This window comes from Streptomyces sp. NPDC028928, from assembly GCF_055564915.1.
This window is the reverse complement of the sequence record NZ_JBVHVI010000001.1, coordinates 1,256,105-1,272,172: the sequence shown is the minus strand read 5'-3', so window position 1 is coordinate 1,272,172 and position 16,068 is coordinate 1,256,105. Positions and strand designations below refer to the sequence as shown.

Annotated in this window: 1 protein-coding gene; it reads left to right on the top strand. The window is 74.1% G+C overall.

Going from position 1 to position 16,068, the window contains the following annotated elements; genetic code table 11:
* Window positions 1–15 precede the first annotated feature (15 nt).
* On the top strand, window positions 16–15,975 hold the full coding sequence (locus tag ACZ4U1_RS05425) for an SDR family NAD(P)-dependent oxidoreductase (RefSeq protein WP_467899824.1): 15,960 nt from the start codon (window positions 16–18) through the stop codon (window positions 15,973–15,975).
* Window positions 15,976–16,068: the final 93 nt, after the last annotated feature.

The window sequence follows — 16,068 nt, the reverse complement described above, 5'->3', positions numbered from 1 at the left end:
GGTGAGGAATGGAAGATGGCCACAGAGCAGGAACTCCTCAAGTACCTCAAGCGCGTCACGACCGAACTGCACGACCTGCGCCGACAGGTCCGGCGGAGCGCGGACGAGCCGGTCGCGATCGTCGGCATGGCCTGCCGGCTGCCCGGCGGCGTGACGACGCCGGAGGAGCTGTGGCGCCTGGTCGCCGAGGGCCGGGACGCCGTGTCCGACTTCCCCGCCGACCGCGGCTGGGACCTGGACGCCCTGTTCGACGACGACCCGGACAAAACAGGCACCACCTACGCCCGCCAGGGCGGATTCCTGCAGGACGCCGGCCTGTTCGACGCCGAGTTCTTCGGCATCTCCCCGCGCGAGGCGCTGGCGATGGACCCCCAGCAGCGCCTGCTGCTGGAAACCTCGTGGGAAGCACTCGAACAGGCCGGCATCGACCCCCTGTCGCTGAAGGGCGCGGACGTCGGCGTCTTCAACGGCATCATGGGCGTCGACTACTTCTTCGGCGGCAACCTCCCCGCGGAACTGGAGGGTTACGCCGGCACCGGCGGCGCGGGCAGCGTCGCCTCCGGCCGCGTCTCCTACGTGTTCGGCTTCGAGGGCCCGGCCGTCACCGTGGACACGGCCTGCTCCTCCTCCCTGGTCGCGATCCACCTCGCCGCCCAGGCCCTGCGGCGCGGCGAGTGCTCGATGGCCCTCGCCGGCGGCGCCACCATCATGGCCACCCCGCACACCTTCGTGGACTTCTCCCGGCAACGGGGCCTGGCCTCGGACGGCCGCTGCAAGTCGTACGCGGACGCGGCCGACGGCACGGGCTGGGCCGAGGGCGCCGGTGTGGTCGTCCTGGAGCGGCTGTCGGAGGCGCAGCGCAAGGGTCACCGGGTGCTGGCGGTGGTGCGGGGCAGCGCGGTGAACCAGGACGGCGCGTCGAACGGCCTGACGGCTCCGAACGGGCCGTCGCAGCAGCGCGTGATCCGCAAGGCGCTCGCCGCAGCGGGCCTGACTCCGGCGGACGTGGACGCGGTGGAGGGCCACGGCACGGGCACGGTTCTCGGCGACCCGATCGAAGCCCAGGCCCTGCTGGCGACCTACGGCCAGGACCGCGAACAGCCCTTGTGGCTCGGCTCGCTGAAATCCAATGTCGGCCACACCCAGGCCGCCGCCGGTGTCGCCGGCGTCATCAAGATGGTCCAGGCCCTGCGCCACGGCGTCCTGCCCGCCACCCTGCACGCCGACGAGCCCAGCACCCGCGTCGACTGGGACGCCGGCGCGGTCCGGCTCCTCCACCGGACCAGCCCCTGGCCGGAGATCGACCGGCCCCGCCGCGTGGGCGTGTCCGGCTTCGGCGTCAGCGGCACCAACGCCCACGTGATCCTGGAGCAGGCACCGGAGGAGCCCGCCACCGTGCCGGTGGCACCGACGCCGGCCGACGGTGTGGTGCCGGTCGTGCCGGTCGTGCCGGTCGTCGTGTCGGCGCGGAGTGCCGGTGCGCTGGCCGGGCAGGCGGGACGACTGGCCACCTTCACCGGCGACAGCGACACCCCGTTGACGACCCTCGCCGGGGCACTGGTCTCGCAGCGGGCACTGCTGCCCGAGCGGGCCGTGGTCGTCGCCGGATCACGGGAGGAGGCGGCGGCCGGGCTCGGGGCACTGGCCCAGGGGGAGACGGCTCCCTCGGTGGTCACCGGTTCGGCGGCCGACGGGAAGACGGTGTTCGTCTTTCCGGGCCAGGGGTCGCAACGGGTCGGTATGGGACGGGAGTTGTGCGCCCAGTACCCGGTGTTCGCGCGGGCGTTGGACGAGGCCTGTGCGGCATTGGACGCGAAGCTCGGCGCCTTCGTCGAGCACTCGGTCCGGGATGTGATCTTCGGCGACGCGGGTGAGGGTCTGCTGGACCAGACGGTGTTCACCCAGGCCGGGCTGTTCGCGGTCGAGTCGGCGTTGTTCCGGTTGGTGGAGTCGTGGGGTGTACGGCCGGATGTGGTGGCCGGGCACTCGATCGGCGAGGTCGTCGCGGCGCACGTTGCTGGCGTGCTGTCGCTGGAGGACGCGGCGGCGCTGGTCGCGGCGCGCGGCCGGCTGATGCAGGCCCTTCCGTCGGGCGGCGCGATGGTTGCCGTTTCTGCCACCGAGGCGGAGATCGCCGAACACCTGGGCGATGGTGTGGACTTGGCGGCGGTGAACGCTCCCGGCTCGGTGGTTCTGTCCGGCGGTGAGGCGTCCGTCCTGGCCGTGGCGGAGAAGCTGCGGGAGCAGGGTCGCCGCCGGGTCAAGCGGCTGACCGTGTCCCACGCCTTCCACTCGGCGCTGATGGAGCCGATGCTGGCGGAGTTCGCCGCAGCCCTGTCGGGGCTGACGTGGAACGAGCCGGCCATCCCGGTCGTGTCCAACGTGACCGGTCGGCTCGCCGAACCCGGGCAGCTGACGGACCCGGCGTACTGGGTCGACCACGTCCGTCGTCCGGTCCGTTTCGCCGAGGGGGTCAGTGCCTCGGGTGGGTCGGTGTTCCTGGAGCTGGGTCCGGGCGGTGCGCTGACGGGTGCGATCGCGGAGTCGGCGGGCGAGGACGCGGTGAGCGTGCCCGCGCTGCGCGACGAGCGAGGCGAGGCGCAGACGCTCCTGCTCTCCGTCGCGGAGCTGTTCGTGCGCGGTGCGCAGGTGGACTGGGCGGCCGTACTCCCCGAGGGGGCCACGGACGTCCACGTGGACCTGCCGACGTACGCCTTCGACCATCAGCACTACTGGCTGCGCATGGCGGAGTCGGTGGTCGACGCGGCGGCCCTGGGGCTGGCCGGTGCCGGGCATCCGCTGCTGGGCGCGGTGGTGCCGTTGCCGCAGTCGGACGGGCTGGTCCTCACCTCGCGGCTGTCCCTGCGCACGCACTCCTGGCTGGCCGATCACGCCGTCGGGGGAGTGGTGGTCGTACCCGGTGCCGGACTGGTCGAGCTGGCCGTACGCGCCGGTGACGAGGTCGGCTGCGGAGTGCTGGACGAGCTGGTGGTCGAGGCCCCGCTGATCGTGCCGGAACAGGGCGCCGTACGCGTGCAGATCACGGTCGGCGGGCCGGACGAGACCGGCGCCCGGAGTGTGGAGGTGTACGCGGCCCCCGACGGCACCGCCGAGGCGGGCGGGCCGGTCCCCTGGACCCGGCACGCCACCGGAATCCTCGCACCGGCGACCGGTGCCGCGGCGACCGGCGGCTTCGACTTCACCGCCTGGCCGCCGCCCGGCGCGGAGCGGGCGGGTACGGACGAGCTGTACGCCGAGCTGATCGCCCACGGCCACGCCTACGGGCCCCTCTTCCAGGGCCTGCGCGGGCTGTGGCGGCGCGGCGACGAACTGTTCGCCGAGGCCGCCCTGGCGGAGGAGGACCAGACCGAGGCCGACCGGTACGGCGTGCACCCGGCGCTGCTGGACGCCGTCCTGCACCCCGCCGTCCGGGAAGCCGTCGCCGGCGACACCGCCCAGGTGTGGCAGCCGCTGGAGTGGAACAGGGTCGTCCTGCACGCCACGGGCGCCACGGTGCTGCGCGCCCGGCTCGTACGGTCCACCGCGGGCGTCGTGTCGGTCGAGGCCGCCGACGAGACCGGTGCCCCGGTCCTGACGGCGGACGCCGTGACCCTGCGACCGGTCCCCGCGGACCGCCTGGCGACGGCGGAGCCCGTCACCGGCGTGGACGACGCGCTCTTCCGGGTGGAGTGGACCGAGCTGCCCGCACCCCGGCCGACCCCGGCGGCACCGGAATGGGTCGCGCTGTCCGACCCGAGCAAGCTGACGGCTCTGGCGGACGGCGCCGAACCGCCGGCCGCCGCCGTGCTCGACTGCGCCGGGGACGGCGGCGACGACACCGCGGCGCTCACCCTGACCAGCAGGGCACTGGGCGTCGTCCAGGCCTGGCTGGCCGAGCCGAGGCTGGAGGGAACGCGCCTCGTCGTCCGTACGAGGGGCGCCGTGCCCGCCGGCGGCGAGCTGATGGTGACCGACCCGGCCGCCGCGGCGGTCTGGGGTCTGGTCCGGGTCGCGCAGGCGGAGAACCCGGATCGGATCGTCCTGCTCGACACCGATGTCGAGGAGGGTGCGGACGTGGAGTCGGTGCTCGCCGCGGTCCTGGCCGTCGGTGAGCCGCAGGTCGCGGTCCGCGGCGGGCGTCTGTTCGTGCCGAGGCTCGCCCGTGTCGCGCCGGCCGGGGCGCCGGTCGTCTTCGACCCGGCGGGGTCGGTGCTGATCACGGGCGGTACCGGCTCCCTGGGTGCGCTGGTGGCGCGGCACCTGGTCGAGCGGCACGGGGTACGGCATCTGGTGCTGGCCAGTCGGCGGGGCTTGGCGGCCGAGGGTGCCGTGGAGCTGGCGGCCGGGCTGTCGGAGTCGGGTGCGGAGTCGGTGTCCGTGGTGGCGTGCGATGTGTCGGACCGGGCGTCGGTGGCCGAACTGCTGACCTCCCTGTCGGCGGAGCGCCCCCTGACGGGTGTCGTGCATACGGCTGGTGTGCTGGACGACGGGGTGATCGGCGCGTTGACGCCCGAGCGGCTGGCAGGCGTGTTCGCCCCCAAGGCCGGTGCGGTCGCCCACCTGGACGAGCTGACACGTCAACTCGCTCCGCAACTCGGCGCGTTCATCGTCTTCTCGTCGGCTGCGGGGGTGTTCGGCTCGGCGGGACAGGGCAACTACGCGGCGGCGAACGCGTATCTGGACGCGGTGGTGCAGCGTCGGCGGGCCGCCGGACTGCCGGGTGTGTCACTGGCGTGGGGTCTGTGGGAGCAGGCCACCGGCATGACCGCCCACCTCGACACCGCCGACCAGGCGCGCATGAACCGCGGCGGATTCCAGGCGATCAACCCCGAGGAGGGCCTGGACCTGTTCGACGCGGCCCTGCGCACCGGTGACAGCCTCCTCGTCCCCATCAAGCTGGATCTGCGGGCCGTACGCGCCGAGGCGGCGGCCGGCGGCGAGATACCGTCCCTGCTGCGCACGCTGATCCCCCACAGCCGGCGGGCCGCCGCCCGTATCGCCGCCGGTCGCGGCAGCGGTCTGGCCGGCCGGCTCGCGGGTCTGACCCCGGCCGAGCAGGAAGCCCTGCTCCTGGACCTGGTCCGCACCCACGTCGCGACCGTGCTCGGTCACAGCGGCCCCGACAAGGTCAAGGCCGACAAGGCGTTCAAGGACGCCGGCTTCGACTCCCTCACCGCCGTCCAGCTGCGCAACCGGCTCCGCGAGACCACCCGGCTCAGCCTCCCGGCCACCCTCGTCTACGACTACCCGACCCCGCTCGCGCTCGCCCGCTACCTCCGCGACGAACTGGACGGGCTGAACGGCAACGTGGCCGGCGCGGCGGCCCCCACGGTCGTCGTGGCCGACCCGGACGAGCCGATCGCCGTCGTCGGCATGGCCTGCCGGCTGCCCGGCGGCGTCAACAGCCCCGAGGAACTGTGGCGGCTGGTGGCCGAGGGCCGCGACGCCATCTCCGGCTTCCCCGCCGACCGCGGCTGGGACGTGGACGATGTCTTCGACACCGACCCCGAGAACATCGGCACGTCCTACGTCGACCAGGGCGGCTTCCTGCACGAGGCCGGCCTGTTCGACGCGGGCTTCTTCGGTATCTCGCCGCGTGAGGCGCTGGCGATGGACCCGCAGCAGCGGCTGCTCCTGGAAACGTCCTGGGAGGCGCTGGAGCGGGCGGGCGTCGACCCGTCCGCGCTGAAGGGCACCGACGTCGGCGTGTTCTCCGGCGTGATGACCCAGGGCTACGGCATCGGCGGTGACATCCCGCCCGAGCTGGGCGGCTTCACGGCCACCGGCTCCGCGGTGAGCGTGGCCTCGGGCCGAGTGTCGTACGTCTTCGGCTTCGAGGGCCCCGCGGTCACCGTGGACACCGCCTGCTCCTCCTCCCTGGTCGCCATGCACCTCGCGGCCCAGGCGCTGCGGCAGGGCGAGTGCTCCCTCGCGCTGGCAGGCGGCGCGACCATCATGGCGACCCCCGGCACCTTCGTGGAGTTCTCCCGGCAGCGGGCCCTCGCCCCCGACGGCCGCTGCAAGGCCTTCTCCTCGACCGCCGACGGCACCGGCTGGGCCGAAGGTGTCGGCGTGGTCGTCCTGGAACGCCTCTCGGAGGCGCGCCGCAAGGGCCATCGCGTCCTCGCCGTGCTGCGCGGCAGCGCGGTCAACCAGGACGGCGCCTCCAACGGCCTCACCGCCCCCAACGGCCCCTCCCAGCAGCGGGTCATCCGCCGGGCGCTCGCGGCGGCAGGGCTGACCGCGACCGAGGTCGACGCGGTGGAGGCCCACGGCACGGGCACCGCGCTCGGCGACCCCATCGAGGCCCAGGCGCTGCTGGCGACCTACGGCCGTGACCGCGAAGAACCCTTGTGGCTGGGCTCGGTGAAGTCCAACATCGGCCACACGCAGGCCGCCGCAGGTGTCGCCGGTGTGATCAAGATGGTTGAGGCCCTACGACACGGCGTCCTGCCCCCGACCCTGCACGTGGCGGAACCCACCCCGCAGGTCGACTGGTCGGCCGGCGCCGTCGAACTGCTCACCGAGGCCCGCCAGTGGCCGGACACCGGGCGCCCGCGCCGCGTCGGCGTCTCCTCCTTCGGCCTGAGCGGCACCAACGCCCACCTCATCTTCGAGCAGGCCCCGGAGGAGCCCGTCGCCCCTCGGGAGCCGCATGACGGAGTCGTACCGCTGGTGGTCTCGGCCGCCTCCGAGGGCGCGCTGTCCGGCCAGGCGGAGCGGCTGGCCGCCTTCGTCGGCGACACCGACGCCTCGCCGGCGGAGGTCGCGGGGGCGCTGGCGGCTCGGCGGGCGGTGCTGTCGGAGCGGGCCGTGGTCGTCGCCGGGTCCCGGGAGGAGGCGGTCGCCGGGCTGAGCGCGCTGGCGCGAGGGGAGTCCGCGGCCGGTCTGGTCACCGGTGGTGCGGGTGCGGTGTCCGGGCGGACGGTGCTGGTGTTCCCGGGTCAGGGTTCGCAGTGGCTGGGGATGGGCCGGGAGTTGCTGGAGTCCTCGCCGGTGTTCGCGGAGCGGGTCGGGGAGTGTGCCCGGGCTCTGGGGCCGTGGGTGGACTGGGACTTGACGGCCGTTCTTCGGGGGGATGTCGACCTGCTGGGTCGGGTGGATGTCGTCCAGCCGGCGAGTTTCGCGGTGATGGTCGGTCTGGCGGCTGTGTGGGCGTCGGTGGGTGTGGTGCCGGATGCGGTGGTGGGTCACTCGCAGGGGGAGATCGCGGCCGCCTGTGTCGCCGGGGCGCTGTCCTTGGAGGACGCCGCCCGGATTGTCGCGGTGCGTAGTCAGGTGATCGCGGGGGAGTTGGCGGGCCGGGGTGGGATGGCGTCGGTGGCGCTGTCCGAGGCGGAGGCTTCCGTTCGTATTGGCGAGTGGGCTGGGCGGGTGGAGGTAGCGGCCGTCAACGGTCCGACGTCCGTGGTGATCGCCGGTGACGCCGAGGCGTTGGACGAGGCTCTGGTGGCGCTGGAGGCCGACGGTGTCCGCGTCCGCCGCGTGGCGGTGGACTACGCTTCCCACACCCGCCATGTGGAGGCGATCGAGGGCGCGTTGGCGGAGGCGTTCGCGGACATCCGCAGCCAGGCGCCGCTGGTGCCGTTCTTCTCCACGGTGACTGGTGAGTGGGTGCGTGAGGCGGGCGTCCTCGACGGCGGTTACTGGTACCGCAACCTGCGCAGTCAGGTCCGTTTCGGCCCGGCTGTCGAGGCCCTCCTCGCCGAGGGTCACACGGTGTTCATCGAGTCCAGTGCCCACCCGGTCCTGGTCCAGCCGGTCAGCGAGATCGTCGACGCCACGCGCGCGGACGCGGTGGTCACCGGGTCCCTGCGCCGAGAAGAGGGCGGACCGCGGCGGCTGTTGACGTCGATGGCCGAGGTGTTCGTCAGGGGTGTGGCGGTGGACTGGACGGGCGTCCTGCCCGCCGGTGCCGACGGCGCGCAGGTGGACCTGCCGACGTACGCCTTCGACCACCGCCACTACTGGCTGAAGCCCACTCCCGCGGCGGACGCGGCCTCCCTCGGGCAGGCGGGCGCCGACCACCCCCTGCTCGGCGCCGTAGTCGAAGTGCCGGAGACCGGAGGCGTGTTGTGCACGTCCCGGCTGTCCCTGCGTACGCACCCCTGGCTGGCGGACCACGCGGTCGGCGGGGCCGTGCTCGTGCCCGGTACCGGGCTGGTGGAGCTGGCCGTGCGGGCCGGTGACGAGGTGGGCTGCGGGGTCCTGGAGGAACTGGTCATCGAGGCCCCGCTGGTGCTTCCGGAGCAGGGCGGGGTGCGCGTCCAGGTCGCCGTCGGCGGCCCCGAGGAGACGGGCACCCGTACGGTCGCCGTGTACTCGGCACCCGAGGACGCCACCGGAGACATCGGCGTCGACGCCTGGACCCGGCACGCCACCGGCACCCTGACCGCGCCGGCACCGGCCGACCCCGCCCAGCCGGTCGCCGACCTCGCCGTGTGGCCGCCCACCGGCGCACGGCAGGTGGACGTCTCCGGCGGCTACGAGCTGCTGGCCGCGGCCGGCTATGGCTACGGGCCCGTCTTCCAGGGCGTACGGGCCCTGTGGCGGCGCGGTGACGATCTCTTCGCCGAGGTCGTGCTGCCCGAGGACCAGCGGGCCGGCGCCGCCCGGTTCGGCATCCATCCGGCGCTGCTCGATGCCGCGCTGCACCCCGCGATGCTGGATGTGGCGCTCGCCGACCCCGAGGGCGAGAACCGCACCGACGACGGGAACGGCGTGCACCTCCCGTTCGGCTGGAACGGGCTGCGCCTGCACGCGGCCGGCGCCTCGGTGCTGCGCGTGCGCCTGACCCGGTCCGCGCCCGACGCCCTGTCCCTGGACGCGGCGGACGAGACCGGTGCGCCGGTGCTCACGCTGCGCTCGCTGGTCTCCCGGGCCGTGTCCGCCGACCAGCTCGGCGCGGCGGCCGACGACAGCCGGCAGTCCCTGTTCCGCGTCGACTGGACGGAGCTGCCCGGGACCGCGGAACCGGGCACCGACCTGCCGCCCGCCTGGGTCCCGATCACCGAGCCCGCGCACGTGGCCGCGCTGACCGACGGCTCGGGCGTGCCCCCGGTGGTGGTGCTGGAAGCCGACCGTACCGGGACGGCGGACGACGTGGCGGCGCTGGCCCTGACGGGCCGGGTGCTGGAGATCGTCCAGGCGTGGCTGGCCGGCCCCGGTCTCGAAGCGGCCCAGCTGGTCGTCGTCACCCGGGGTGCGGTGCCCGCCGGCGGCGAGCGGACGGTGACCGACCAGGCCGCCGCTGCGGTCTGGGGTCTGGTCCGGGTCGCGCAGGCGGAGAACCCGGATCGGATCGTCCTGCTCGACACCGATGTCGAGGAGGGTGCGGACGTGGAGTCGGTGCTCGCCGCGGTCCTGGCCGTCGGTGAGCCGCAGGTCGCGGTCCGCGGCGGTCGTCTGTTCGTGCCGAGGCTCGCCCGTGTCGCGCCGGCCGGGGCGCCGGTCGTCTTCGACCCGGCGGAGTCGGTGCTGATCACGGGCGGCACGGGCGTGCTGGGTGCGCTGGTGGCGCGGCACCTGGTCGAGCGGCACGGGGTACGGCATCTGGTGCTGGCCAGTCGGCGGGGCTTGGCGGCCGAGGGTGCCGTGGAGCTGGCGGCCGGGCTGTCGGAGTCGGGTGCGGAGTCGGTGTCCGTGGTGGCGTGCGATGTGTCGGACCGGGCGTCGGTGGCCGAACTGCTGACCTCGGTGACGGCGGAACGTCCGTTGTCCGGTGTGGTGCATACGGCTGGTGTCCTGGACGACGGGGTGATCGGCGCGTTGACGCCCGAGCGGCTGGCAGGCGTGTTCGCCCCGAAGGTGGCCGCCGTCACCCACCTGGACGAGCTGACGCGCGAAATCGCCCCGGATCTCGGTGCGTTCGTTGTGTTCTCGTCGGCTGCGGGGGTGTTCGGTTCGGCGGGACAGGGCAACTACGCGGCGGCGAACGCGTATCTGGACGCGGTGGTGCAGCGTCGGCGGGCCGCCGGGCTGCCGGGTGTGTCACTGGCGTGGGGTCTGTGGGAGCAGGCCACCGGCATGACCGCCCACCTCGACACCGCCGACCAGGCCCGGGTGAAGCGGAGCCGCAGCCGGACCATCACCTCAGACGAGGGCCTGGACCTGTTCGACGCCGCTCTGCGCACCGGCGACCCCCTGCTCGTCCCGATCAAGCTCGACCTGCGGTCCCTGCGTGCCGACGCGGCGGCCGGGCGTGGCGTACCGTCCCTGCTGCGCGGCCTGGTCAAGGTGGCCCGGCAGGTCGCACGGGCAGCCGCCGCCACCGACACCACCGGCGAACTCGCCGGGCGACTCGCCGGGTTGGACGCGGCGGAGCAGGAGGCGCTGCTGCTGGACCTGGTGCGGACGCACGCGGCGACCGTGCTCGCCCACGCGGGCCCCGAGGGCGTCAAGCCGGACACGGCGTTCCGTGACTCGGGCTTCGACTCGCTCACCTCCGTCGAACTGCGCAACCGGCTCCGCGAGGCCACCGGCCTCAAGCTGCCCGCCACCGTCGTCTTCGACCATCCCACCCCGCTCGCCCTGGCCCGTCACCTGCACGGCGAGCTGGGCGAGACGGCGCCGCTCGACCCCGCCCTCGCCCCGCCCCGCGCAACTGCACTCGCCGACCCGGACGAGCCGATCGCGATCGTCGGCATGGCGTGCCGCCTGCCTGGCGGTGTCAACAGCCCGGAAGACCTGTGGCGGTTGGTGTTCGAGGGCCGCGACGCGATGTCCGGCTTCCCCGACGACCGCGGCTGGGACCTGGAGGGCCTGTTCGACGCCGACCCCGACAAGGCCGGCACGTCGTACGTCGACCAGGGCGGCTTCCTGCACGAGGCGGCCCTGTTCGACGCCGGCTTCTGGGGGATCTCGCCGCGTGAGGCGCTGGCGATGGACCCGCAGCAGCGGCTGCTCCTCGAAACGTCCTGGGAGGCGCTGGAGCGGGCCGGCATCGACCCCCTGTCGTTGAAGGGCACGGACGTCGGCGTGTTCTCCGGCCTGATGGGCCAGGGCTACGGCTCCGGCGGCGACATCCCCGCCGAACTGGAAGGGTTCGTCACCACCGGCGCCGGCAGCAGCGTGGCCTCGGGCCGGGTGTCGTACGTCTTCGGCTTCGAAGGCCCCGCCGTGACCGTGGACACGGCCTGCTCCTCCTCCCTGGTCGCCATGCACCTCGCGGCCCAGGCCCTGCGCAGCGGCGAGTGCTCCCTGGCCCTGGCCAGCGGCGCGGCCGTGATGTCCAGCCCCGGCGCCTTCGTCCAGTTCTCCCGGCAGCGGGGTCTGGCCTCGGACGGCCGCTGCAAGTCGTACGCGGACGCGGCCGACGGCACGGGCTGGGCGGAAGGTGCCGGTGTGGTCGTCCTGGAGCGGCTGTCGGAGGCGCAGCGCAAGGGTCACCGGGTGCTGGCGGTGGTGCGGGGCAGCGCGGTGAACCAGGACGGCGCGTCCAACGGCCTGACCGCCCCCAACGGGCCGTCCCAGCAGCGCGTGATCCGCAAGGCGCTCGCCGCAGCGGGCCTGACTCCGGCGGACGTGGACGCGGTGGAGGGCCACGGCACGGGCACGGTTCTCGGCGACCCGATCGAGGCGCAGGCCCTCCTCGCCACCTACGGCAAGGACCGCGACCCGGAACGGCCGCTGTGGCTGGGCTCGTTGAAGTCCAACATCGGTCACACCCAGGCCGCCTCCGGTGTGGCCGGCGTGATCAAGATGGTGGAGGCGATGCAGCACGGCGTCCTGCCGCCCACGCTGCACGTGGACGCGCCGTCGTCCCAGGTGGACTGGACGTCCGGGGCGGTCGAACTCCTCACCGAGGCGCGTGACTGGCCCGAGACGGGACGCCCCCGCCGGGTCGGCGTCTCCTCCTTCGGACTGAGCGGCACGAACGCCCATCTCATCCTGGAACAGGCACCGGAAGAGCCCACCACGGAGGAACCGGTCCTGCCGTCCGGCGGTGTGGTACCTCTGGTGCTGTCGGCACGGAGCGCCGGTGCGCTGGCCGGACAGGCCGGGCGAATGGCCACCTTCGTCGGCGGAACCGATGCGCCACTGGCGGCTGTTGCGGGGGCGCTGGTGTCCCGGCGGGCAGTGCTGTCCGAGCGGGCCGTGGTCGTCGCCGGGTCGTCGGAGGAGGCGGTGGCCGGACTGGAGTCGGTGGCTGCCGGCGAGTCCTCACCGCTTGTGGTCACGGGCTCGGACACCGACGGGAAGGCGGTGTTCGTGTTCCCGGGGCAGGGGTCGCAACGGATGGGTATGGGCCGGGAGTTGTACGCCCAGTACCCGGTGTTCGCGCGGGCGTTGGACGAGGCGTGCGCCGCCCTGGACGGGCAGCTGGGTGCGGGGCACTCGGTCCGGGATGTGATCTTCGGCGACGCGGGTGAGGGTCTGCTGGACCAGACGGTGTTCACCCAGGCCGGGCTGTTCGCGGTGGAGTCGGCGTTGTTCCGGTTGGTGGAGTCGTGGGGTGTACGGCCGGATGTGGTGGCCGGGCACTCGATCGGCGAGGTCGTCGCGGCGCATGTGGCCGGGGTGCTGTCGCTGGAGGACGCGGCGGCGCTGGTCGCTGCGCGCGGCCGGCTGATGCAGGCCCTTCCGCCGGGCGGTGCGATGGTTGCCGTTTCTGCCACCGAGGCGGAGATCGCCGAACACCTCGGCGGTGGTGTGGACTTGGCGGCGGTGAACGCGCCCGGCTCGGTGGTTCTGTCCGGCGGTGAGGCGTCCGTCCTGGCCGTCGCGGAGAAGCTCCGTGAGCAGGGCCGCCGGGTCAAGCGGCTGACCGTCTCCCACGCCTTCCACTCGGCGCTGATGGAGCCGATGCTGGCGGAGTTCGCCGAGGCGCTGTCGGGGCTGACCTGGAACGAGCCGGCCATCCCGGTCGTGTCCAACGTGACCGGTCGGCTCGCCGAACCCGGGCAGCTGACGGACCCGGCGTACTGGGTCGACCACGTCCGTCGTCCGGTCCGTTTCGCCGAGGGGGTCAGTGCCTCGGGTGGGTCGGTGTTCCTGGAGCTGGGTCCGGGCGGTGCGCTGACCGGTGCGATCGCGGAGTCGGCGGGCGAGGACGCGGTGAGCGTGCCCGCGTTGCGCGACGAGCGAGGCGAGGCGCAGACGCTCCTGCTGTCCGTCGCGGAGCTGTTCGTGCGCGGTGCGCAGGTGGACTGGGCGGCCGTGCTCCCCGAGGGGGCCACGGACGTCCATGTGGACCTGCCGACGTACGCCTTCGAGCACCGCCACTACTGGCTCCGGATGGCCCCCGCCACCGACGCGGTCGCGCTCGGCCAGAGCACGGCGAACCACCCGCTGCTGGGTGCGGTGGTGCCGTTGCCGCAGTCGGACGGCCTGGTGTTCACCTCGCGGTTGTCCCTGCGCACGCACTCCTGGCTGGCGGACCACGCCGTCGGAGGAGTGGTGGTCGTGCCTGGTGCCGGGCTGGTGGAGCTGGCCGTGCGGGCCGGTGACGAGGTCGGCTGCGGTGTCGTGGAGGAGCTGCTGATCGAGGCTCCGCTGGTCGTGCCCGAGCAGGGCGGTGTGCGGGTGCAGGTCACGGTCGAAGCCCCCGACGCGGAGGGCCGCCGTCCGGTGACCGTCCACTCCGTGAGGGAGGACGCCGTCGGCGAGACCGGCGCGGACGCGTGGACCCGGCACGCCACCGGAAGTCTCACCGGTACGCCGACCGCTGCCGACGCCGGTACGCCGACCACTCCCGATGCCTTCGACTTCAGCGCCTGGCCCCCGCCCGGCGCGCAGGCGGAGGACCTGTCCGGTGCGGACGAGCGGCTGCTCCGGCACGGCTACGAGTACGGCCCGGCCTTCCAGGGGCTGCGGGCGCTGTGGCGGCGTGGCGACGAGCTGTTCGCCGAGGTCGCCCTGCCGGACGGACAGCGGGACGCGGCGGCCCGGTTCGGCATCCACCCCGCTCTGCTGGACGCGGCCCTGCACCCGGCGCTGCTGGATGCCGCGGCGGCGGACGACGCCGAGGTCTGGCAGCCGCTGGAGTGGAGCCGGCTGGTGCTGCACGCCGAGGGAGCTACGGCGCTGCGCGTGCGTCTGGCGCGGTCCGCCTCCGGCGCCCTGGCGGTCCAGGCCGCCGACGAGGCCGGTGGCACGGTCGTCACGGCGGAGGCCGTCACGCTACGGCCGGTCCCGGCCGAGCAGCTCGAAGCGGCGGCCGGCGTGTCCGGCACCGATGCGTTGTTCCGGGTGGAGTGGAGTGAGCTGCCGTCCGTGGCTGGTGCTGGTGCTGGTGCTGGTGCTGGTGCTGGTGGGGTGTCGGTGGTGGATGCCCGGGGGGCCGGGGAGGCTCCGGTGGTGTTGGTGGGGCGGGTGTTGGCGGCCGTGCAGGCGTGGCTCGCGGACGATCAGGCCGCTGAGGACGGTCGGTTGGTGGTGGTGACCCGGGGTGCGGTGCCGGCCGGGGGTGAGGAGGCGGTCACCGATCCTGGTGGTGCGGCTGTCTGGGGTCTGGTGCGGGCCGCGCAGGCGGAGAACCCGGACCGGATCGTGCTTGTCGACACCGACTCGGAGGACGTAGGCCTCGATGCGGTGCTGGCGACCGGTGAGCCGCAGGTGGCCGTTCGTGGCACGGCGCTGTACGTACCACGCCTCGCCCGTGCCGCCGGGGCCGCCTCGGCCGAGCCGGTGCTGGACCCGGAGGGTACGGTCCTGATCACCGGCGGCACCGGAATGCTCGGCGCCGCGGTCGCCCGGCGCCTGGTCGAGCGGCACGGCGTGCGGCATCTGCTGCTGGCGAGCCGGCGGGGTCCGGAGGCCGAGGGCGCGGATCGGCTCGTCGCCGAACTCGGGGAGCGGGGTGCCACCGTATCGGTGGTCGCCTGCGACGTCACCGATCGTGACGCGGTCGCCGCGCTCCTCGCCGCCGTACCGGACGCGCATCCGCTGACCGGTGTCGTCCACGCGGCGCGCGTCTTCGACGCCGGGGTGATCGGCGAGATGGACCAGGACCGGATGGCCCGGGTCTTCGCGCCGAAGGTGACGGCCGTCCAGCACCTGGACGAGTTGACCCGCGAACTCGCCCCCGACCTGGCCGCGTTCGTTCTGCTCTCCTCCGCCTCCTCGGTCTTCCTGGGTGCGGGCACCGGCGGCTACGCGGCGGCCAACGCCTGTCTGGACGCGGTCGCCCACCAGCGCCGGGTGGCCGGTCTGCCCGCCGTCTCGCTGGCCTGGGGCCCGTGGGAGCCGACGGGCGGCCAGGACACGGCCGCCGGAGAGGCCGTACGGAACCGGACCGGCCGGCGCGGGGGCGTCGTACCGCTCACGCTCGCGGAGGCCATGGAGCTGTTCGACGCGGCACTGCCGACGAATGAGGCGCTGGTGGTGCCCGTGAAACTGGACCTGCGGGCGCTGCGCGCCGACGCCGCGCTGGGTGCCGGTGTCGCCCCCTTGCTCCGGGGCCTGGTGCGGACCGGGCGGAAGACGGCCCGGGCCGGTGCCGGGGACTCCGGCGGACTCGCCCGCAAGCTGGCCGCGCTGGACCCGGCCGAGCGGGAGACCCTGCTGCTGGCGCTGGTCCAAGGACAGGTGGCGACCGTCCTCGGGCACACCGGGGCGGACCAGGTCAGGGCCGAGACGGCGTTCAAGGACGCCGGGTTCGACTCCCTCACCTCCGTCGAACTGCGCAACCGGCTCCGAGAGGCTACCGGCCTCAGCCTGCCCGCCACCGCCGTCTTCGACTACCCCACCCCGCTCGCCCTCGCCCGCTACCTGCACGACCGGCTGGCCCCGGGTGACCAGGCCGCCCCGACCACGCACCCCCTGCTCGCCGAACTCAGCAAGCTGGAGGCGCTGTTGGCCGACACCGCACCCGACGACGCCACCCGCGCCCAGGTCGCCGCCCGGCTCCAGGGCCTGCTGACCACCTGGTCCACGGCGAACGTCACCGAGCAGGACGCCGAGGAGGACGTGGACTTCGACTCTGCCTCCGACGACGAACTGTTCGAGCTGATCGACACCGAGTTCGGCCACTAGCCACCAGGCGCCGGCCGACCCCGGCCGGCGCCACCCGCAGCCGCACGTCCCCGCACCCGCACGTCCCCGCACTCCCGCGTCCACGCCCGCCCC